Source organism: Enterobacter sp. RCC_40, assembly GCF_041360735.1.
GTDB lineage: Bacteria > Pseudomonadota > Gammaproteobacteria > Enterobacterales > Enterobacteriaceae > Enterobacter > Enterobacter ludwigii.
In genome coordinates this window covers 230,189-251,950 of the sequence record NZ_JBFUPR010000005.1, presented here as the reverse complement: position 1 = coordinate 251,950, position 21,762 = coordinate 230,189, and the positions used below count along the sequence as shown (strand labels likewise).

Sequence of the window (21,762 nt, the reverse complement as noted above, 5' to 3'; positions counted from 1 at the left end):
TCAACACGACCGGTAACAACGGTACCACGACCGGAGATGGAGAATACGTCTTCGATTGGCAGCAGGAACGGCTTGTCGATCGCACGCTCTGGTTCTGGGATGTAAGAATCCAGGAAGCCAGCCAGTTCGATGATTTTCGCTTCCCACTCAGCGTCGCCTTCCAGCGCTTTCAGCGCGGAACCACGAACGATTGGAGTGTCGTCGCCTGGGAAATCGTACTGAGACAGCAGTTCACGAACTTCCATCTCTACCAGTTCCAGCAGCTCTTCGTCATCAACCATGTCACATTTGTTCAGGAACACGATGATGTAAGGAACGCCTACCTGACGACCCAGCAGGATGTGCTCACGAGTCTGAGGCATTGGGCCGTCAGTCGCAGCAACAACCAAGATCGCGCCGTCCATCTGCGCAGCACCGGTGATCATGTTTTTAACATAGTCGGCGTGGCCTGGGCAGTCTACGTGTGCGTAGTGGCGAGTCGGGGTGTCGTACTCAACGTGAGAGGTGTTGATGGTGATACCACGAGCTTTTTCTTCTGGCGCGTTATCGATCTGGTCGAATGCACGAGCAGAACCACCGTAGGTTTTAGCCAGAACGGTAGTGATTGCAGCGGTCAGCGTTGTTTTACCATGGTCAACGTGGCCGATAGTACCGACGTTAACGTGCGGTTTTGTACGTTCAAACTTTTCTTTAGACATCGATTGTCCCTCTAAGACACGGATAAATCGGTGATATCACCACATCAACCAGGCGAAATGCCTGAATTGTTGAATACAGTAAAATTGAAACAGAGAGAAACGGGAAGGAGAAGTGAAGTGGTGCTGATACCCAGAGTCGAACTGGGGACCTCACCCTTACCAAGGGTGCGCTCTACCAACTGAGCCATATCAGCACGTATTGGAGCGGGCAGCGGGAATCGAACCCGCATCATCAGCTTGGAAGGCTGAGGTAATAGCCATTATACGATGCCCGCATCCTGAAACTCGGCTACCCAGTTCTTTCTGTAACAAAAAAAGAGATTTCTCTCTTTTTAGGTTCGAGCTGATTCAATTTTCAAACCAGCTCCGGCGGCTTAACGCTGCCAGAAAGTGGTGGTGGGGGAAGGATTCGAACCTTCGAAGTCTGTGACGGCAGATTTACAGTCTGCTCCCTTTGGCCGCTCGGGAACCCCACCGGACTTGATGGTGCCGACTACCGGAATCGAACTGGTGACCTACTGATTACAAGTCAGTTGCTCTACCTACTGAGCTAAGTCGGCATCAAGTAGCGCGCATTCTATGGAGACATGCGCAGTCATGCAACTAAAAAATTGCATAAAACGTTCTTTCGCTCACATTTTATTCGAAACCAGGGTTAACCGCTGTAAATTCATCCACTCAAGGTCAAAAATTCAACATCAGCGCCCGATTTACACCACTTATACCGTATCGTGATGGCTCCCGCGTAAAGCATCGCTTCCCCATATTTTTTCTTATTATTCCTGTCATCTGGTGTTAACCTCCTGCCCATTGTCCAAAATTAACTATGTTGAGCCCGGACGCGCTGTGTTGTGCTGGCTCACTGAAGCATGCTTATGAGCAAAAAAGAGCAAACGTTAATGACACCTTATCTTCAGTTTAACCGTAGCCAGTGGGCTGCACTGCGTGACTCCGTCCCGATGACGCTGACGGAAGGCGAAATCGCACGGTTAAAGGGGATAAACGAAGATCTGTCGCTGGAAGAAGTGGCAGAAATCTATTTACCACTCTCGCGCTTGCTTAACTTCTATATCAGCTCCAACCTGCGCCGTCAGGCGGTGCTGGAGCAGTTCCTCGGGACGAACGGCCAACGCATTCCTTATATCATCAGCATTGCAGGCAGCGTGGCCGTCGGTAAAAGCACCACCGCACGCGTATTGCAGGCGTTACTGAGCCGGTGGCCAGAACACCGCAGCGTGGAGCTCATCACCACTGACGGTTTCCTGCACCCGAATGAGGTGTTAAAGGAACGCGGGCTAATGAAGAAGAAGGGCTTCCCGCTCTCTTATGATATGCACCGTCTGGTGAAATTTGTCTCTGACCTGAAATCGGGCGCGCCTAACGTGACGGCTCCGGTCTATTCGCACCTGATCTACGATCGCATCCCGGGTGGAGACAAAACGGTGGTTCAGCCGGATATCCTGATCCTCGAAGGGTTAAACGTCCTGCAAAGCGGGATGGATTATCCTCACGATCCCCATCATGTGTTTGTCTCTGACTTCGTCGATTTCTCTATTTATGTCGATGCGCCGGAAGACCTGCTGCAGAACTGGTATATCAACCGCTTCCTGAAGTTCCGTGAAGGCGCGTTCACCGATCCTGACTCCTATTTCCACCACTACGCCCAGCTTTCTGAAGAAGAAGCCATTAATGTGGCGCGAGGGCTGTGGAATGAGATCAACTACGTGAACCTGAAAGAGAACATCCTGCCCACACGTGAGCGTGCCAGCCTGATCCTCACCAAGAGTGAGAAACACGCTGTCGACCAGATCCGTCTGCGCAAGTAATCACGCAGACATAAAAAAACCGGCTTAGCGCCGGTTTTTTTATTGATGGATTACGCCATCGGCTTTTCGCCATTCTCATCCTGATCGACCGCGAAGCAGGCAACCAGCTGACCGCCATAATCCTTGAGCTGTGGCTGCAACTGGGTGCACGGGCCAAAGCGGCGACTGCAGCGGGCGTTGAATGCACAGCCTGGAGGCGGATTCAGCGGGCTGGGCAATTCACCCGTCAGTTTGATACGCTCACGACGATCGTCAGGGTTCAGACGCGGGGTCGCAGACAGCAGCGCCTGGGTGTACGGGTGACGAGGATGAGTAAAGATCTGCTCTTTTGTCCCCTTCTCCACGCAGCGCCCCAGATACATCACCATCACTTCGTCGGCAATGTGCTCCACAACCGACAGGTCGTGCGAAATAAACACGTACGACAGCCCCATGTCCTGCTGCAGATCCATCATCAGGTTCAACACCTGCGCACGCACAGAAACGTCGAGGGCAGATACCGGCTCATCGGCGATGACCACGTCAGGGTCGAGCATCAAACCACGCGCAATCGCGATACGCTGGCGCTGGCCGCCAGAGAACATATGCGGATAACGATCGTAATGCTCGGTCTTCAGGCCCACTTTCGCCATCATCGCCAGCGCTTTTTCACGACGCTGCTCTTTGTTCAGATTGCTGTTAATCAGCAGGGGCTCTTCCAGAATCTGTCCCACTTTTTTACGCGGATTCAACGATCCGTACGGGTTCTGGAACACAATCTGGATTTTCTGACGGCGCAGTTTCTGCGCCTGCGGATCGTGCTTGAGCAGGTCCTGTCCCTGATAATAGAGTTCACCGCCGGTGGGGACTTCAATCATCGTCAGCAAACGACCCAGCGTCGATTTGCCACAGCCTGACTCACCGACCACCGCCAGCGTTTTGCCGCGTTCAAGGGTAAAGGATACGCCATCCAGCGCTTTTACCAGGCGTTCAGGCGCAAACAGCCCCTTCTTCACCGGATAGTATTTTTTCAGGTCGATAGCCTGCAACAGCGGTTGTTGCGTGGTGGCCTGTTGCGTACTCATAGTGTTGGCCTCCCGGCATCATCGAGTGGGTAGTGGCATTTCGACTGACGACCGTCAGCAAGCAGATTGAGCTCTGGCTCTTCTGCACGACATTTGTCTGTAGCATACGGACAACGCGGATTAAGCAGGCAGCCCTGCGGTCGGTCATATTTACCCGGTACGACGCCCGGAAGTGATGCCAGGCGCGCTTTGTCCTGGGCAAACTCCGGCAGCGCACGCAAAAGCGCCTGCGTATACGGGTGACGCGGCGCGCGGAAAATATCGTGCGAATGGCCAGTCTCGACCACCTGACCTGCATACATCACGATAATTTTGTGCGCCGCTTCGGCCACCAGCGCCAGGTCATGCGTAATCAGCACCAGCGCCATGTTCTCTTTCTGCTGCAGTTCCAGCAGCAGCTCGATGATCTGCGCCTGGATAGTCACGTCCAGTGCCGTTGTCGGTTCATCCGCAATCAGCAGTTTTGGCCGACAGGCAATCGCCATGGCGATCATCACACGCTGGCTCATCCCACCGGAGAGCTGGTGCGGGTAAACGTCCAGACGCGATGCCGGGTCAGGGATACCAACCTGATTCAGCAGATCGATCGCACGCTGACGCCGGGTCTTCTTATTCCCGCCCTGGTGCACCTTGATGGCTTCCATAATCTGGAATCCCACGGTGTAACAAGGGTTCAGGCTGGTCATTGGGTCCTGGAAGATCATCGCCACTTCCGCACCGACCAGCTGGCGGCGCTGCTTTTCGGAGATACGCTGCAGGTCCTGACCGTTAAACTCCAGACTTTCGGCCATGACGCGGCCGGGATAATCAATCAGCCCCATGATGGCCAGTGAACTGACCGACTTACCGGAACCCGACTCACCCACAATGCCGACCACTTCGCCCTGATTTACGCTGTAGCTGATGCGGTCCACGGCGCGAAACGGAGTGCCTTCGTCACCAAAGTGCACCGATAATTTATCTACATTTAATAACGCCATCTCGTGCCTCTTACTGCTTCAGTTTGGGATCAAGTGCATCACGCAGGCCATCACCCATCAGGTTAAATGCCAGCACCGTCAGCAGGATTGCCAGACCCGGGAAGGTCACAACCCACCAGGCGCTTTGAGCGAACTGCAACACATCGGAGAGCATGGTGCCCCACTCCGGTGTTGGCGGCTGCGCACCCATGCCCAGGAAGCCAAGAGCGGCCATATCAAGAATGGCGTTAGAGAAACCGAGCGACGCCTGAACAATCAGCGGCGCCAGGCAGTTCGGGAAGATGTTGACGAACATTTGACGCATCGCGCCAGCACCCGCCACGCGGGAGGCCGTTACGTAGTCGCGGTTTACTTCCACCAGCACCGCCGCACGCGTGAGTCGCACATAATGGGGAAGCGCCACGAAGGTTAATGCCAGCGCGGCGTTACTGATCGACGGACCAAAAATCGCCACCAGTACCAGCGCCAATAGCAAGCTGGGCAGCGCCAGCATGATATCGACGATACGCATGATGATGTTATCGATAATGCCGCCGAAGTAGCCAGCAACCAGACCGAGTACGATCCCCATAACCAGCGACAACACGACCACCAGGCAGCCGACCAGCAGCGACAGACGCGCACCGTACATCAGACGCGACAGCACATCGCGGCCCACGTCATCGGTACCCAGCAGGTGCGACAGGCTACCGCCGTCCTGCCATGCTGGCGGTGCCAGCAACGCATCACGGAACTGATCCGCCGGGTTATACGGTGCGAGCACGTTGGCAAACACCGCAATCAGGATCATGACAGAGACATAAACCAGCCCCACAACCGCGCCTTTGTTGCGCTTGAAGTAGTGCCAGAATTCCTGCAGCGGCGTCATGGGAACCGGTGCAGTAACCACTTTATTTTCAGAAACGTGTGACATGATGGCCCCTTACTTCTTATGACGAATACGCGGGTTCACCACGCCGTAGAGCAAATCGACCAGCAGGTTGACGAGAATAATCATCGTCGCGACCAGCAATACCCCGCCCTGCACTACCGGATAATCACGGCGTTGCAGTGCGTCAATCAGCCAGCGTCCGAGGCCCGGCCAGGAGAAGATGGTTTCGGTCAGGATCGCCCCCGCCAGCAACGTCCCCACCTGCAGACCAATAACGGTCACCACCGGCAGCATGGCGTTACGCAGGGCGTGAACGATAATGACGCGCAAACGCGTCAGACCTTTGGCGCGTGCGGTGCGAATGTAATCCTCACCCAACACTTCCAGCATTGAAGAACGGGTCATACGCACGATAACCGCCAGAGGAATGGTACCGAGCACCATCGCAGGCAGGATCATATGTGCCACCGCATCAATGAAGTTACCCTCTTCGCCCCAGATAGCCGTATCGATCAGCATAAAACCGGTCAGAGGATTCGTATCATCCAGGAAGACCATATCGCTGACGCGTCCGGAGACCGGCGTCAGGTTTAGCTGCACCGAGACCAGCATGATCAGCATCATGCCCCACCAGAAGATAGGCATGGAGTAACCCGTCAGCGCCAGGCCAACAGCCGTATGGTCGAAAATAGAGCCACGTTTCACGGCAGCCAGGACCCCAACAGGGATACCCACCGCAGTGGCGAAAATCATGGCGCAGACACCAAGCTCCAGTGTCGCTTTAAAACGCGGCACGAACTCGTCCCACACCGGAAGACGGCTTTTCAGCGAAATCCCTAAATCACCGTGCAACACGCCCCAGATATAGTTGAGGTATTGCTGCCACAGTGGTTTGTTCAGGCCAAGCTCAGCCAGCAGCTGTGCATGGCGTTCAGGTGAAATACCACGCTCGCCCGCCATAATCATTACCGGGTCGCCGGGGATCATATGGACGAAGGCAAAAGTGAGAAGGGTGATACCGATAAACGTGGGGATAACAAGTCCCAGACGTCGGAGGATGAACTGCAACATAACCCGGATTCTCTCTGATGACGTACAACCAGTTGGCGTGACGTCTGTATTGCTCACAAATGTAAATTCCCTCTCTCTTCAGGAGAGGATTAGGGTGAGGGAATGCATGCACGCCCTCACCCCTGCCCTCTCCGTGAAGGAGAGGGAGAACACCCTACTTATTATTCAACAGAGACGTTTTCGAAGTGGTGTTTGCCCAGTGGATCAACCACGTAGCCCTTCACTTCTTTACGCACTGGTTCGTACACGGTGGAGTGAGCCACAATCAGAGCCGGAGCCTGATCGTGCATCACAACCTGAGCCTGTTTGTACAGCTCGATACGTTTGTTGTGATCGTCGGTCGCACGCGCCGGCTGGATCAGGTCTTCAAACGGCTTATAGCACCAGCGAGAGTAGTTAGAACCGTCTTTCGCGGCTGCACAGCTGAACAGGGTAGCGAAGAAGTTGTCCGGATCCCCATTGTCACCGGTCCAGCCCATCATCACTGCCTGATGCTCACCCGCTTTGGCACGCTTCAGATACTCGCCCCACTCGTAGGTCACAATCTTGGCCTGAACGCCCACTTTAGCCCAGTCAGCCTGAACCATTTCAGCCATACGGCGTGCGTTCGGGTTATACGGACGCTGTACTGGCATCGCCCACAGCTCAACGGTAAAGCCTTTCTCCTGGCCTGCTTCTTTCAGCAGCGCTTTCGCTTTCTCAGGATCGTAGGTGTAGTCTTTAACGTCGTCGTTATAGCCCCACATGGTTGGTGGGATCAGGTTCTTGGCGGCAACACCCGCGCCCTGATAGACCGCTTTAATGATCGCTTCTTTATTCACCGCATAGGTCAACGCCTGACGGACTTTCACGTCATCAAACGGTTTCTTCTCGGTGTTGAAGGAGAGGTAACCCACGTTCAGACCAGCCTGCTCCAGCAGGTTGATGTTTTTATCCTGCTTCATGCGCGCGATGTCAGCCGGGTTCGGGTATGGCATGACCTGGCATTCATTTTTCTGCAGTTTTGCGTAACGCACAGAAGCATCAGGCGTGATGGAGAAGACCAGACGGTCGATCTGCGGCTTGGTGCCCCAGAAGCCCGGGAAGGCTTTATACAGAATACGGGAATCTTTCTGGTACTGCAGAAGCTGGAACGGACCGGTACCGATTGGGTTCAGGTCCACTTTCTCCGGGGTGCCGGCTTTCAGCATGTTGTCCGCGTACTCTTTAGACAGAATAGAGGCGAAGTCCATGGCCAGGTCAGCCAGGAATGGTGCTTCCGGACGCGTCAGCACGAACTGAACGGTTTTATCGTCCACTTTTTTCACTTCAGCGATCAGGTCCTGCAGGCCCATCCCTTCAAAGTATTCATAGCTGCCGCCAGACACTTTGTGATACGGGTTCTGAGCGTTTTTCTGACGGTCGAAGGAGAACACAACGTCATCGGCGTTAAAATCGCGCGTTGGTTTGAATTCTTTGTTGTCCTGCCACTTCACGCCCTGGCGCAGGTGGAAGGTATAGGTCTTACCGTCTTCGCTGACGTCCCACTTCTCCGCCAGACCTGGGATCACTTCCGTGGTACCGGTTTTGAATTCAACCAGACGGTTATAGATAGGCACAGAGCTTGCGTCGTAAGTCGTACCAGAGGTAAAGAGCTGTGGGTTAAAGCCTTCCGGCGAGCCTTCAGAACAGTAAACCAGGGTTTTTGCCTGTACGCTTGCTGCCACGGTCATAGCCACCAGGCTCAGACCAAGCTTCAGCATCCCTGACTTCTTCAAGGAAATACTCATTATTCTGCTCCAATGTGATGTTTTGCTTTGTTGTGTTACGCCGCCAGACCTTTATTTATTTTTTACCCGGTCCGGTCGGTGATGCCCGAAGGCGTTTAAGGGATGGAGAATCCTTTCAGAAGAGCGTTTGAGTTGCAGCGCAGATCGTCCCTGAAATGCCCCTCATGCCCTACAATCTGTCAACAGAATGTGAAAACGTCAATACAGGTGGCGGGGATTTACGCTGAGTGTGAGAAACCGCAAACAAAGATTAAAAAAACTATGTATGCCAGTTTTCAGCAGGGAAATTTATGCTACTCGCTATGTTGCAGCACAATTATCTTCATATTTCGCAACAATCAGTGATTAACTTTTATTCAGATCGGGTAAATTTTCTTGCAGAACGGTGATTATCTGAGCACTAAATACCGCGAACGTTAAAACGCACAGCGAAAAATGCTGAGGTTATCCATAAGCAACGCGAAAAAAGATCAATCTATATATAAAAAAATACAATGGATTATGTCACAAAATCGTTAACAGACAGGAAGAAGGCGGGATAAGGGGCGTTTTGGTGAATCAGGATGAGTAAGCTGCTAATGCAAAAAGGGCTAACCTTGCGGTTAGCCCTTCTTTAAATGTGGTCGGCGAGAGAGGATTCGAACCTCCGACCCACTGGTCCCAAACCAGTTGCGCTACCAAGCTGCGCTACTCGCCGAATGCGGAGCGCATCTTACTGCTGAGGTGCGCCCCCGTCAATCCCTTAAATTAAAAAAGCCCTTCAACTGGCGATATTCTCGCCAGACGCGTTACTGCGCGGCTTTCGCCTTACTCTCAGGGAGTTTGCACCAGTTGTTATTTTCGTTGATACCGCCGTCAGGAGAGGTATAACCCAGGCAACCCAAAATGGTGTCATACAGCTCAACATGACGACGCGGCACCTTCATGTCTGCCTCTTTTTTCAGGTGGGCAAACATCTTCGCTTTCTCTGGGTCTTCCAGGTACTTGTCCGACATCCACATGATCATCGGTACACGGAATTGTTCAGGCGGTGCCAGCTTGCGCGGCGTACCGTGCAAATGCTCTTTCTCGTTGATTGACTCTCCGTGGTCAGCAGCATAAATAACAATCGCTTTCTTATCACGAAGCTGGTCAATCACCCGGCTCAGGAACGTATCCACATACAGAACCGAGTTATCATAGGCATTGATCAGTTCCTGCTTGCTGCAGTCTTTATTGATGCCTACACACTCCGGCTGCCACTTCGCAAAATCACGCGTGTAACGCTGGTAATAGCTGTAATGGGAGCCTTTAGTATGCAGGATAACCAGATGTTTACCCTGCGGATGGCTCTTCAGGGACTGTGACATCTCCTCAAGGAGCAACATGTCATCCACGTTCTTGCCGCGGTTACGTGGTTCGGCGCCAATCTGCTCGCGATACGAGATGTTGTCCGCCAGCGTGTTGGTGTAGAACCACATCTCACTTTGCATCGCGAATAAATCGGAGCTGAAACCGAGCTGCTTCAGTACCGCAAATACGTTCTGCTCTTTCAGGGTACGCTGTGGGTTATCACTGGCACCGCCTTCACGAACAAACATACAACGCAGCGAGAGCTTGGTTGCGGTATCGCAAGAATACCCCCGGTAAGCCACCAGGTTCTTTTCCTGCGCCAGTTTTGGCGTGGTATCCCGGTCATAACCGAGGATGCCCATATGATCCCAGCGCGTCGTTTCACCAATAACAAAGACAACATAGGTATCATCGAGTTGGTTACCCGGCGCTTCGTAACTGAATTTTTTCATTGGGTTGATGAGCGATTTCACATCACTTGATTCATCCGCCTGCGCCCAGGCATAAAGACCCAGCGCTGAAATCCAGTTGGAGGGCAGGTAGGAGTTTGCTACCACGCCGCCATAGCTTGGCATATCCACGCCCGTCGCTTTTTCGATTCGTTTTTGCTGTTTTTCCATCAAGCGGATGGGTGCCCATACCAGCAAGGCCGCCAGGATAACGACGGCGATATTCCTGATTCGCTGCCCACGGGTGCGGAGCTGGCGCAGCAACGTATAGCGGCAGGTATTACTCCAGATAAAGAAGAGCGGGATCAGGCAGGTTAATACCGTCCAGACGATAAACCCTTTTCCAACCACCTCTTTCGAGAGGTCGATATCCGTTGTCATTACCGACGCGACGATGCCGTAGCCAATAACGACATTCATAAAGGTCATGTAATAACTGGCAGCGGCGGAAATAATTACCACCAGTGAGGCCAAAATTTGCCAGGTGCGTCGGCCGAAGAGTGAGAGCAGGCGTAACAGGAAGAATGTGGCGAGAACGGAACCGAACACTTCAATTGCGGCAAAAATTCCATTTCTTACGGTGAGATGTTCTAAATAACCTTCCACTCTTCTGAACAACACCGCGCCATTCAGAAATAAACCGATATAGACAGCCAGCATCAGACACAATCTTTGCTGGGTAAGAGACCTAATGTATTTCATGCAAACAACCCTGGGGAAAGGGGTATAGAGACCCGCTTAATCTCGATGAGAAAGCAGACAGAGTAAGTAAGTGCGTAAGAAACCGTTATCAGAAACGTCTACAAGCGCGTTAAGTAGACCACAGCGGGAGAGAAAAGTGGCAGCAGAGAATGTGATCGGTGCATTTTTTTACAAAATAACACGACCAGGCATACTTTGGACGACCATAAAAAAGAGGCCGTAAAGGCCTCTTAGCGATAATCAGGCATGCGCTTCGTTAAAGACTTCACGCTGCGGCTGCCGAATGGTGGTCGACAAGGCCAGCGAGATTATCAGCAAAGCAAATATCACGCAGAAGGTCACATAGAACCCACCGAACAGCGAAGCGATTAACGAGCCGCAGATACTGCCGATGCCAAAGCCCAGATAGATAACGCCGTAGTTTTTCGCCAGATTGTTCAGGCCGAAGAACTCACTGACTAGCGACGGGAAGACGGTAATCGTGCCGCCGAAATTAAAGGCCACACAGGCAATTGCGGCGAAGAACGTGGCTTCGTTCAGTGGGGCAAACAACAGCGCCGCCATCCCCACCAGCGAAACAACCTGCCCGATAGTAATCACGCGGATACGGGCAATTTTGTCAGACAGAATCCCGAGCACCAGACGGCCAGAGAGATTGGCAATGGAGATGACGGTGACCGCATTCGCCGCTGTTGCCGCATCCAGTTTCACCATTCCCTGAGCAATATCTTTCGCCACCCCAATCACATACAGACCGCTCATGCAGGCTGTCAGGAACATGACCGCCAGCATCCAGTACTGTGGTTGACGCATAGACTGCGCGAGGGTGAAATCATTCTCCACCACACCGTTAACGGTTTTCACCTCCTGCTGCGGCGCATCTTTCATCAGCGTGGCGCCGAACAGGATCATGACCAGAACGATAGCGCCCCAGATCATGAACGTTTTTTCGAGCCCCACGGAAGCAAGCAGGTGGGAATCGATAAATTTAAAACCGAGGCTCCCCAGGCCATAGGACCCGATGGCAAACGCAGAGATTAAACCTTTACGTTCCGGGAACCACTTCACACAGTTTGACAGGGTCAGCAGATAACCTGCACCGTCGGCAAGTCCCACCAGCACCCCGGCGCTCAGCCACAGCATCATCAGGTTGCTGGAATGCGCCGTCAGGAAAAAGCCCACGCCCAACAAGATACCGGATGCCATCGTCACCCGCTTCACGCCGAATCGCTCCTGCAATTTTCCCGCGACGGAAGATGAAAGCGCCAGCCCGAGGCTCAGCAAGCCGAAGGAGAACGCCACCTGGCTGACCGGTGCACCAAGCTTATCGGAAAGCGCACTGTTAAACAGGCTCCAGGTATAGACCGACCCCAGCGCAAACTGGGTCACGATGGTGCCAAAAAGCGTTAGCCAGCGCGTACGGTTGTAAGTTGATGTGTTCATGGCAGTTGTCCTGCAAGAGAAAGTAAGGGAATTCGCTGAGGACAACGATAAACAAAACCTTAATATGCCTGGGGTAAAACGGCATGAAATGCAGGAGGAATGGAATGAAATGCCATAAATCGGGAATGAATGACCTTGCCGGGGAATGAAGCGACAGCGTGTTAGTGACTGCTATCGCTACAACCCCCACGGCTATTGTATTCAGGATGTTATCGGCACGTTTAAAAAAGTAACAACCTTAAAAATTAGCGCTCACGCCCAAGGTGTACATAAACTCCTCACCGGTGGTGGTGTATTCCCCTTGTGCCAGCGACGCATAGGCCGCCATATGCGTGTTAAACGGAATATCCGTTCCGACGGTTACATCCATCCAGTTGCCGCTTTGTGTTGGTGCCGGCGTCTGTGGCATCCCAAACTGGGATTTCCACTGGTTTTCACCAAACTGCTGGTTATAGCTTATCTGCGCCCACGGGCGAAGCCCGCCGTACTGAGTATCCACGCGCCAGCCGAGCGTGCTGACGCTGGCATGCCAGAGTGGGTCGGTAAGCCCCTGCGTCGTCGCGCTGTCACCAAATTCGTTGATCATCATCGGTGCCGTGCCGTCATAACGCCACGCCATCACCGGACCGGTCGTGATACGCCCTGACACCGGAATGTTCCAGCCCACGCTCATGGCTCCTGCCGGCGTGGAACCCGACGGTAAACTCAGCGCAAGTCCGGGGGCATTTTGTGAGGACTGAATCCGCTCGGCGAGAATATCCTCATAACGCGGTTGGTGATCCGCATCCCATGTATAGCGTTCCGCCGTATTACTTTGGGCGTCTGAAACGATATATTCCTGTTGCCAGGCAAATGCTGTATTACAAAAAAACAGACAGGCTGAAATCCCCGCCAGGCCAGAAACAGCATGGCGACCACTGATTTTTTTTATCATCATCAAAGCGACTCCAGAGAGAGCCGAATTCGGCGATATTTGTCATTGTTTAGGAAGAGTTTTGCGGGCATATGGCCCTGTATTAACTATTGTCTTTATAGTAGACACGTCAAGCCTGACAGAATGAAAATTTTGCGATAACCGTTTCATTAAGGGAGATAACCGATGCAGCGTTGCGGTTGGGTAAGCCAGGATCAGCTTTATATCGACTATCACGATCGGGAATGGGGCGTACCGGAGACAGAAGGGAAAAAGCTTTTTGAGATGATTTGCCTGGAGGGTCAACAGGCGGGCTTGTCATGGATTACGGTGCTTAAGAAACGGGAAAACTATCGTAATGCTTTCCATCAGTTCGATCCGGTCGCCGTCGCTGCCATGACCGAGGACGATGTGGAACGGCTGGTCCAGGATGCAGGCATCATCCGCCATCGCGGTAAGATCCAGGCCATCATTGGTAACGCGCGCGCTTATCTGGCGATGGAGCAAAACGGAGAACCGTTCTCAGAATTTGTCTGGACGTTTGTGAACAATACGCCGCAAATTACCCAGGCCGCCACGCTCGCGGAGATCCCGGCTTCCACCCCGGCGTCGGATGCGCTCTCTAAAGCGCTGAAAAAACGCGGCTTTAAATTTGTCGGCTCCACCATCTGTTACGCCTTTATGCAGGCCTGTGGCCTAGTCAACGACCACGTTACCGGCTGCGTCTGTCATCCAGGGAGGCACCATGATCCGCAAATGGGAAAGTGATAATGCCGGGCCACTCCTGAGTCTGTGGCTTGAAAGCACCACGGAGGCGCACCCGTTTATCAGCGCGAGCTACTGGAAAGAGAACGAAGGTATGGTGCGGGATGTTTACCTGCCCGCCGCCGAAACCTGGGTATGGGAAGAGGATGGAATGCTGCGCGGCTTTATCAGCGTCATGCAGTCCCAGTTTGTGGGCGCGCTGTTTGTCTCAACTGACTTTATTGGTCGGGGGATTGGGCGTGCGCTGCTAAACCATGTTCAACAGCGCTTCCCGTATTTAAGCCTGGAGGTCTACCAGAAAAATGTCCGGGCGGTGAATTTCTATCATGCACAGGGTTTTCGCATTGAAGACAGCGCCTGGCAGGATGACACTCAGCACCCAACGTGGATCATGAGCTGGCAGGCGGATCAAACGCCGTGAGCGTAAGCTCGGGTCCCTGATATTTCTCGACCCAGGCCAGCGCCGTGTTCCCCGCGCAGCCATTCCCCAGCTTCGAGCTGGGGAGATCTTTGGTCAGAACGTTTACTGCACCGTTTTTACAAATACCGCCTTCGCTCGGCTCCAGGTCTGGCCATGCCCCCTGGTGAATGCAGATAACGCCAGGTTTAATCCCGTCGCTCACTACCGCCCCTGCCAGCACCTGGCCACGCTGATTCCAGACGCGAACCACGTCACCGTCAACGATCCCACGCGCGCGTGCATCTGCGCTGTTCAGGGTCACGGGCTCCCGTCCGGCAACCGCATACCGCTCGCGCAGTGATGAATAGTTAAGCTGGCTGTGCAGGCGATGGGCAGGATGGGCCGATAACACCTGCAGCTGTTCCGGCTGGGCATTACCGTGCCACTCGTCCGGCTCAAGCCACGTTGGATGCGCCGGACAGTCGGCATACTTAAATTGGGCGATACGCTCGCTGTAGATCACAATCTTCCCGCTCTCGGTTTTCAGCGGATGGTTCTCCGGGTCGCGGCGGAAATCGGCGAAGCGAACAAACTGCGCATTCTGTTCGCTCTCCGGCATCTCAATAATCTGGTTCGCTTCCCAGAACTGTGCAAATGGCGGCAGCGTCACGCCCTGCGGGGCCCCGCGCTGACCTGCAATCTGGTAGAACGTCTCCAGCCACTGCAAATCCGTTTTGCCCTCGGTAAAACGCTCGCGCCCCCCCGTTTCCCACAACTCGCTCAGCTCAGCAAACACCTCAAAATCATCACGCGCCTCATCACGCGGCGCCACGACGCGCTTCATCGGTACCATATGCTGATTGCTGTAGTCACCGGTCATAGTGAGGTCGTTACGCTCAAACGAGGTGGTCGCCGGCAGCACAATATCGGCATGTTTGGCTGAGGCGGTCCAGAAGCATTCTGAGATAACCACCAGTTCTGGCTTCTGCCAGGCGCGGATCAGGCGATTCGTGTCCTGGTGATGAGTAAAGTTCGCGCCGCCGGCCCACCAGACAAACCGGATATCCGGAAAGTGGCGATCCAGACCGTTATGCTGATAAAACCCGCCCGGGTTTTCCAGGGCTTCAACAATGCGCGCCACCGGGATTTTATCCACGGCATCTACACCGCCCTGAACCGAGCCCTGCAGAGAAGCCAGCACTGCCGCTTTGCGGGTCGGGTTGCCGCCATTGGCGAAGTGATAAGAGAGACCAAACCCACCGCCCGGCGTACCAATCTGCCCGAGCATGGCGGCCAGCGTCACGAGCATCCAGTGTTTCTGCTCACCGAACTGCTGGCGCTGCATCCCCCATCCGGACATTAACATCGTGGTGTTTTGGTGGAATAACGCTGCCAGTTCACGCAGTTTGGCCGCAGGAACCCCACAAATCTCTGCCGCCCACTCTGCCGTTTTGGCAATACCGTCTGTAGTGCCCGTCAGATAGTCGGCGAAGTTGTCAAAACCGGTGGTACAGCGTGCGAGGAACCCGGTATCGTGCCAGCCGTTCTCCACCAGCGTATGGGCAATGCCCAGCATCATCGCCACGTCGGTGCCCATATGCGGGGCAATCCACTCGGCGCTGTCGCCGAAGAAGTCCATGGTTTCAGAGCGCATCGGGTCAATGCAGATAATGCGCTTGCCGCTTTTACGCAGCGCATCGAAATACGGGATCCCCTGCTCGTCACTGGCATTCCACGCGATTTTCAGGGTGTTGAGCGGGTTGGCGCTCCACAGCACCACCACATCGGTGTGCTCCAGCACCAGCGGCCAGCTGGTCTGCTGCTGATACACTTCGTTACCGCCCACCACGTAGGGCATGATCGCCTGCGCTGCGCCGGTGGAGTAATCCCCAAGATGCCCGGTATACCCCCCGGCCAGACTCATATAGCGCTGAAGTAACGTTGAAGCCTTATGCAGCACGCCGTTTGAACGCCAGCCGTAAGATCCGGCAAAAATGGACGACGGGCCATACGTGTCGCGAATACGTTTGTGCTGCGCATGGATCAGCGCCAGCGCGTCATCCCAGCTCACCCGGACAAACTCATCCTGACCACGAATCCCCTGCGGCTTGTCTGGCGACGTCAGAAATCCTTTACGCACCATCGGCCAGCGCACGCGCGTTTTGCTGTGCACCTGATCGCGAACGACGGTCTGTAAAGAGTTGGGATGTTGTGTTGGCAATGCCCCGCGAGACGACAGAACATTTTCGCCATCGGTTTCGACCAGCATCGGCCCCCAGTGGGCGGCGGTCAGAATCGTTTTTGTTGAGGTGCTCAAGCGTGCGCTCCTGGTTGCGTGCAGGTTTTACGGCCTTCTTAGTGAGGCAGTTTATGGTTTGTCACAATTTTCAGAGTTATACCCGGAATTTTCTCCGTATCTGGACGTCATAATCAACTGCCACGCGCGTCGTGGCAAAGAATAAAAAGGATTAAGGAAATAAGATGAAAAAACGCGTATTCGTTATTGCCGCTCTGGTGAGCGGTGCACTGGCTGTTTCTGGCTGCACAACAAACCCTTACACCGGTGAAAGCGAAGCAGGTAAATCCGGCATCGGTGCGGGTCTCGGCTCGCTGGTAGGGGCTGGTGTGGGCGCACTCTCCTCCTCCAAGAAAGACCGCGGCAAAGGCGCGTTAATTGGCGCAGCGGCAGGTGCAGCCCTGGGCGGCGGCGTGGGTTATTACATGGATGTGCAGGAAGCAAAACTGCGCGACAAAATGAAAGGCACCGGCGTGAGCGTGACGCGCAGCGGCGATAACATCATCCTGAATATGCCAAACAACGTCACCTTCGACAGCAGCAGCGCAACGCTGAAACCTGCGGGGGCGAATACCCTGACCGGCGTGGCAATGGTGCTGAAAGAGTACAACAAGACCGCGGTGAATGTGATCGGTTATACCGACAGCACCGGCAGCCAGGATCTGAATATGCGCCTGTCTCAGCAGCGTGCCGATTCTGTGGCCAGCTCGCTGATCACGCAGGGCGTTGCAGCAAACCGCATCCGTACCAGCGGCATGGGCCCTGCAAACCCTATCGCCAGCAACAGCACGGCGGAAGGCAAAGCGCAGAACCGTCGCGTTGAGATTACCTTAAGCCCAATTCAGTAAGGGCTGCCCCCCTCTTCCAGGGGGAGAGGGGGATAAAGGCATCATGCCGCCACGTCGGCATGAACCGCTTGCCATCGCTAATTTTCCCGCTAAGGTGTTCTCACTCACTTTAGGGAATTCAGCGATGAGCAAACCAACACGGGCCACAATCAGCGACGTGGCGAAAGCCGCCAAAACCGGTAAAACCAGCATTTCACGCTACCTCAACGGCGAGAAACACCTGCTGTCCGATGCGCTGCTCGCTCGTATTGAACAAGCTATTGCCGATCTCGACTACCGCCCGAGCCTTATGGCGCGCGGACTCAAACGGGGTCGTACCCGTCTTATCGGGCTTATCATCGCCGATATCACCAACCCCTACTCCGTCAACGTATTGAGCGGAATTGAAGCCGCCTGTCGCGAAAAGGGCTTTACGCCGCTGGTCTGTAACACCAACAACGAAGTCGATCAGGAGCTGCATTACCTGGATCTGCTGCGCAGCTATCAGGTCGAAGGAATTGTGGTGAATGCCGTGGGCATGCGTGAAGAGGGCTTAAACCGTCTGCAGCAATCCTCCCTGCCGATGGTTCTTATCGACCGCAAAATCCCGGAATTCGCCTGCGATGTCGTCGGGCTGGATAACACTCAGGCGGCGACAACCGCCACTGAGCATCTGATTGAACAGGGCTTTGAAGCCATCCTGTTTCTGAGCGAACCTCTGGGCATGGTCAACACCCGTCGTGAGCGACTGAGCGCGTTTCGTGCCACGCTGGAGCGTTACCCCGGCGTGATTGCCGAGAATGCCGAAACGCCCCTCCACGAAGCCGATCAGCTCGACAATACCCTGCGGCAGTTCCACACCCGCCATCGCGGAATGCGTAAAGCCGTTATCTCTGCCAACGGGGCGCTGACCCTGCAGGTCGCCCGCTCGCTTAAGCGCATCGGCCTGCACTGGGGAAGCGATATCGGTCTGCTGGGGTTCGACGAACTCGAGTGGGCAGAACTGGCTGGCGTCGGGATCACCACCCTCAAACAACCCACCTGGCAGATTGGCTATGCCGCTGTTGAACAAGTGGTTCGTCGTATTGAAGGCACTAGCGATGCCGTTCGCGAGCAGGTATTTTCCGGCGAGTTGATTGTTCGCGGCTCCACCGCCCGTTAATTTTCCCTTGTGATACCGATCATAAATTCAACATCCTGACCTTTTCTTTGGAACCGGTTCCATCTAGCGTAATAGTATTGATGTGTTGCGATGGAGTCCGACGATGGGCAGAAAAATCATGGTGGTCACCGCCGCGTATGGCGCGGAACAGGTGCGACAGGCAGGTGGTCAACGGGCAATGCTGCCCGTCATTGCGGGCGCGGGTGCCGACGGCGTCGAGATCCGCCGCGAACTGTTCAACAGCGAAGAGCTGCTGGCGCTGCCCGCGCTGGGTGAATCCATTGAGTTGCTGGGCCTGCTGGCATGCTACTCCGCCCCTGCGGCCCTGTTTATGCCCGATGGCACCCTCAACCCTGACCTGCCCCGTTATCTCAGCGAAGCCAGTACCCTGAATGCGCTGTGGCTCAAGGTCTCACTGGGTCATTTCAGCGACACCCAGCCGCTTCACGCCCTGCGTGCCCTGCTCGATGAAAGCGGTATGGCCCTGGTGGTGGAAAACGACCAGACCGACTGCGGCCAGCTTGCGCCGATGCAGCGCTTCAAAGCCGCCTGCCGGGACATGGCGCTGCCCGTCACGCTGACGTTCGACATGGGCAACTGGCTGTGGGTGGGCGACTCCCCGGAAGAAGCCGCGCGCCATCTGGCCTCCGCAGTGAGCTATATCCACGTTAAAGCCGCCGTGCCGCATAAAGAAAATTTCCGCGCCGTGGCGCCGGATCGGGCCGATGCGCGCTGGCTGGATCTGCTATGCCAGCTGCCCGCCGATGCCCCGCGTGGTATCGAGTTCCCGCTGGAAGGGGCGGATTTAACCGCCGTCACCCGTCATTACGTAAACCTGCTGCGTGAGGAGTAAACCATGCACAAGACGCTGGATGTGATCACTATCGGCGAAGCCATGGCGATGTTTGTCGCCACCGAAACGGGCGACCTGAGTACGGTGGAGCACTTTATCAAACGCGTGGCGGGGGCTGAGCTGAACGTCGCGACCGGCCTGGCGCGCCTGGGTCTGAACGTCGGCTGGGTCAGCCGCGTGGGTGATGACAGCTTTGGCCATTTCGTTCTCGATTCGCTGAAAAAAGAGGGCATTGATGCTTCCGGCGTCACCCTCGATGGACGCTTCCCGACCGGTTTCCAGCTTAAATCGAAAGTCGAAAATGGAACCGATCCCATTGTGGAGTATTTCCGTAAAGGGTCTGCGGCGAGCCACCTCTCAGTCGAGGATTACCACGCCCACTATTTCGCCTCCGCACGCCATCTGCATCTGAGCGGCGTGGCGGCTGCGCTTTCAGCCAGCTCGTATGCATTACTGGATCATGCCGCAACCACCATGAAGGCTCAGGGGAAAACGATCTCATTCGATCCTAACCTGCGCCCGGTACTGTGGAAAAGCGAAGCGGAAATGGTCGAGAAGCTGAACCGTCTGGCGTTTCAGGCTGACTGGGTTCTGCCGGGCGTGAAAGAAGGCATGATCCTGACCGGTAAAAACACCCCTGAAGGGATTGCCGATTTTTACCTCAACAAAGGGGTAAAAGCGGTGGTGCTGAAAACCGGCGCCGATGGCGCCTGGTTTAAAACGGCTAACGGCGAGCAAGGCGCAGTCGCGGCCGTGAAGGTCGATAACGTGGTTGATACCGTCGGCGCTGGCGATGGTTTTGCCGTGGGGGTCATTAGTGCCCTGCTGGAAGGCAAACCGCTGCAGCAGGCCGTCGCCCGGGGCAACAAAATTGGCTCGCTGGCAATCCAGGTGCAGGGCGACAGTGAAGGATTACCGACCCGCGCGCAGCTGAACGAATAAATTCCGTTTCCCTCCCCCTCTCCTCAGGTAGGTCAGGGGGAAACAAAACAAACCACCGTGTACCCTACATACAACGGCGGTACAAACCTCAACAACAGAGGCAAGCCTATGAACAGTTCGACCAATGCAGTAAAACGCTGGTGGTACATCATGCCAATCGTGTTTATCACGTACAGCCTGGCGTACCTTGATCGTGCCAACTTCAGTTTCGCGTCCGCGGCAGGGATCACCGAAGACCTGGGGATCACCAAAGGTATCTCTTCGTTGCTGGGTGCCCTTTTCTTCCTGGGCTACTTCTTCTTCCAGATCCCCGGCGCTATCTATGCGGAGCGTCGCAGCGTCCGCAAATTGATTTTCGTTTGCCTGATCCTGTGGGGTGCCTGCGCCTCACTGACCGGCGTGGTGAATAATATTCCTGCTCTGGCAGCCATTCGCTTTATTCTTGGGGTCGTTGAGGCAGCGGTAATGCCCGCGATGCTGATTTATATCAGCAACTGGTTTACCAAATCCGAACGCTCACGAGCCAATACTTTCCTGATCCTCGGTAACCCGGTCACCGTGCTGTGGATGTCGGTGGTTTCTGGCTACCTGATCCAGTCCTTCGGCTGGCGTGAAATGTTCATTATCGAAGGGGTGCCGGCGGTTATCTGGGCATTCTGCTGGTGGATGCTGGTAAAAGACAAACCTGCGCAGGCGAAATGGCTCTCCGAAGATGAAAAAGCCGCTCTGCAGGCGCAGCTGGATAAAGAACAGCAAGGCCTGAAAGCGGTGCGTAACTACGGTGAAGCATTCCGCTCGCGTAACGTGATTCTGCTCTGCGCCCAGTATTTCACCTGGAGCATTGGCGTGTACGGTTTCGTACTGTGGCTGCCATCGATTCTCCGCAATGCCGGTGAAAACCTTGGCATGGTGGAAGTGGGCTGGCTGTCATCCGTGCCTTACCTCGCAGCCACAATCGCCATGATCATTGCGTCATGGGCATCGGACAAAATGCAGAACCGTAAGCTGTTTGTCTGGCCGCTGCTGCTGATCGCTGCCTTTGCCTTCATTGGTTCCTGGGCCGTCGGCGCGAACCATTTCTGGGTCTCTTACACCCTGCTGGTGATTGCGGGTGCGGCAATGTACGCCCCTTATGGACCGTTCTTTGCGATCATCCCGGAGATGCTGCCGCGTAACGTCGCAGGCGGCGCGATGGCACTGATTAACAGTATGGGAGCGCTGGGCTCGTTCTGCGGCTCCTGGTTTGTGGGTTACCTGAACGGAGCAACCGGCAGCCCGTCCGCATCGTACATATTTATGGGGGTAGCGCTTTTCGCCTCCGTGTGGCTTACTCTGATTGTTAAGCCTGCTAATAATCAACAATTACCTGTCGGCGCACGCCACGCCTGAATCCTTAAAA

General features: G+C 54.7%; 18 protein-coding genes and 5 tRNA genes. 8 read left to right on the top strand and 15 right to left on the bottom strand.

Translation table 11 applies throughout. From position 1 onward, the window contains the following. From AB6731_RS18175 to AB6731_RS18155, 5 genes are all read right to left on the bottom strand, one after another. On the bottom strand, positions 1 to 698 hold a 698-nt coding region (locus tag AB6731_RS18175; protein WP_281853208.1), incomplete at its 3' end, for an elongation factor Tu. Positions 699 to 816: 118 nt separating this feature from the next. Then, positions 817 to 892, bottom strand: a tRNA-Thr gene (locus AB6731_RS18170). 6 nt (positions 893 to 898) lie between these two features. Then, positions 899 to 973 (bottom strand) — tRNA-Gly (locus AB6731_RS18165). A gap of 116 nt (positions 974 to 1,089) precedes the next feature. Beyond that, positions 1,090 to 1,174 (bottom strand) — tRNA-Tyr (locus AB6731_RS18160). A gap of 8 nt (positions 1,175 to 1,182) precedes the next feature. Further along, positions 1,183 to 1,258, bottom strand: a tRNA-Thr gene (locus AB6731_RS18155). A 315-nt stretch (positions 1,259 to 1,573) separates the two neighbouring features. Between AB6731_RS18155 and coaA the strand changes: the two genes are divergently transcribed. Beyond that, entirely contained in the window at positions 1,574 to 2,524 is a 951-nt protein-coding gene (coaA, locus tag AB6731_RS18150) for a type I pantothenate kinase (protein WP_025206418.1), read from the top strand. A gap of 50 nt (positions 2,525 to 2,574) precedes the next feature. Here the strand turns inward: coaA and dppF are convergent, their stop codons facing one another. From dppF to AB6731_RS18105, 9 genes are all read right to left on the bottom strand, one after another. Next, positions 2,575 to 3,588, bottom strand: coding sequence for a dipeptide ABC transporter ATP-binding subunit DppF (gene dppF / locus AB6731_RS18145; RefSeq protein ID WP_020882631.1), 1,014 nt, complete (start codon positions 3,586 to 3,588; stop codon positions 2,575 to 2,577). Continuing rightward, entirely contained in the window at positions 3,585 to 4,568 is a 984-nt protein-coding gene (dppD, locus tag AB6731_RS18140; RefSeq protein ID WP_014168148.1) for a dipeptide ABC transporter ATP-binding protein, read from the bottom strand. The genes dppF and dppD overlap by 4 nt, the downstream gene beginning before the upstream one ends. A gap of 10 nt (positions 4,569 to 4,578) precedes the next feature. Beyond that, positions 4,579 to 5,481, bottom strand: coding sequence for a dipeptide ABC transporter permease DppC (gene dppC / locus AB6731_RS18135; RefSeq protein ID WP_014168147.1), 903 nt, complete (start codon positions 5,479 to 5,481; stop codon positions 4,579 to 4,581). A 9-nt stretch (positions 5,482 to 5,490) separates the two neighbouring features. Further along, positions 5,491 to 6,510, bottom strand: coding sequence for a dipeptide ABC transporter permease DppB (gene dppB / locus AB6731_RS18130; protein ID WP_371006632.1), 1,020 nt, complete (start codon positions 6,508 to 6,510; stop codon positions 5,491 to 5,493). A 161-nt stretch (positions 6,511 to 6,671) separates the two neighbouring features. Then, positions 6,672 to 8,279: a dipeptide ABC transporter periplasmic-binding protein DppA gene (dppA, locus tag AB6731_RS18125; protein WP_014168145.1), complete on the bottom strand. Its 1,608-nt coding sequence runs from the start codon at positions 8,277 to 8,279 to the stop codon at positions 6,672 to 6,674. A 620-nt stretch (positions 8,280 to 8,899) separates the two neighbouring features. Continuing rightward, a tRNA-Pro gene (locus AB6731_RS18120) sits at positions 8,900 to 8,976 on the bottom strand. Between the two features lie 91 nt (positions 8,977 to 9,067). Beyond that, positions 9,068 to 10,762, bottom strand: coding sequence for a kdo(2)-lipid A phosphoethanolamine 7''-transferase (gene eptB / locus AB6731_RS18115; protein WP_151887188.1), 1,695 nt, complete (start codon positions 10,760 to 10,762; stop codon positions 9,068 to 9,070). 240 nt (positions 10,763 to 11,002) lie between these two features. Further along, entirely contained in the window at positions 11,003 to 12,205 is a 1,203-nt protein-coding gene (locus tag AB6731_RS18110) for an MFS transporter (RefSeq protein WP_025206420.1), read from the bottom strand. A 238-nt stretch (positions 12,206 to 12,443) separates the two neighbouring features. Beyond that, a complete protein-coding gene (locus tag AB6731_RS18105; protein ID WP_324279812.1) occupies positions 12,444 to 13,142 on the bottom strand; it encodes an autotransporter domain-containing protein in 699 nt (232 codons plus the stop codon). A 162-nt stretch (positions 13,143 to 13,304) separates the two neighbouring features. On the opposite strand from AB6731_RS18105, the gene tag reads away from it, so the two are divergent. Together tag and AB6731_RS18095 are read left to right on the top strand one after the other, a co-directional pair. Next, complete coding sequence (gene tag / locus AB6731_RS18100) at positions 13,305 to 13,886, top strand: DNA-3-methyladenine glycosylase I (RefSeq protein ID WP_014168140.1); 582 nt, start codon at positions 13,305 to 13,307, stop codon at positions 13,884 to 13,886. After that, positions 13,864 to 14,304: an N-acetyltransferase gene (locus tag AB6731_RS18095; RefSeq protein WP_032679358.1), complete on the top strand. Its 441-nt coding sequence runs from the start codon at positions 13,864 to 13,866 to the stop codon at positions 14,302 to 14,304. Before tag ends, AB6731_RS18095 begins: the two co-directional genes overlap by 23 nt. On the opposite strand, the gene AB6731_RS18090 is transcribed toward AB6731_RS18095, so the two are convergent. Then, on the bottom strand, positions 14,273 to 16,552 hold the full coding sequence (locus AB6731_RS18090; protein ID WP_371006634.1) for a molybdopterin guanine dinucleotide-containing S/N-oxide reductase: 2,280 nt from the start codon (positions 16,550 to 16,552) through the stop codon (positions 14,273 to 14,275). The genes AB6731_RS18095 and AB6731_RS18090 overlap by 32 nt on opposite strands. Positions 16,553 to 16,764: 212 nt before the next feature. On the opposite strand from AB6731_RS18090, the gene AB6731_RS18085 reads away from it, so the two are divergent. From AB6731_RS18085 to AB6731_RS18065, 5 genes are all read left to right on the top strand, one after another. Beyond that, positions 16,765 to 17,427 carry an OmpA family lipoprotein gene (locus tag AB6731_RS18085; RefSeq protein ID WP_014168137.1) on the top strand — a complete coding sequence of 221 codons (663 nt, stop codon included), beginning with the start codon at positions 16,765 to 16,767 and terminating at the stop codon, positions 17,425 to 17,427. A 124-nt stretch (positions 17,428 to 17,551) separates the two neighbouring features. Further along, positions 17,552 to 18,568 carry a LacI family DNA-binding transcriptional regulator gene (locus tag AB6731_RS18080; protein WP_032679356.1) on the top strand — a complete coding sequence of 339 codons (1,017 nt, stop codon included), beginning with the start codon at positions 17,552 to 17,554 and terminating at the stop codon, positions 18,566 to 18,568. Between the two features lie 103 nt (positions 18,569 to 18,671). Next, entirely contained in the window at positions 18,672 to 19,421 is a 750-nt protein-coding gene (locus tag AB6731_RS18075) for a sugar phosphate isomerase/epimerase (RefSeq protein WP_032679355.1), read from the top strand. Positions 19,422 to 19,424: 3 nt separating this feature from the next. Next, positions 19,425 to 20,363, top strand: coding sequence for a sugar kinase (locus AB6731_RS18070; protein ID WP_014168134.1), 939 nt, complete (start codon positions 19,425 to 19,427; stop codon positions 20,361 to 20,363). Between the two features lie 108 nt (positions 20,364 to 20,471). Further along, positions 20,472 to 21,752 carry an MFS transporter gene (locus tag AB6731_RS18065; protein WP_020882640.1) on the top strand — a complete coding sequence of 427 codons (1,281 nt, stop codon included), beginning with the start codon at positions 20,472 to 20,474 and terminating at the stop codon, positions 21,750 to 21,752. Positions 21,753 to 21,762: the final 10 nt, after the last annotated feature.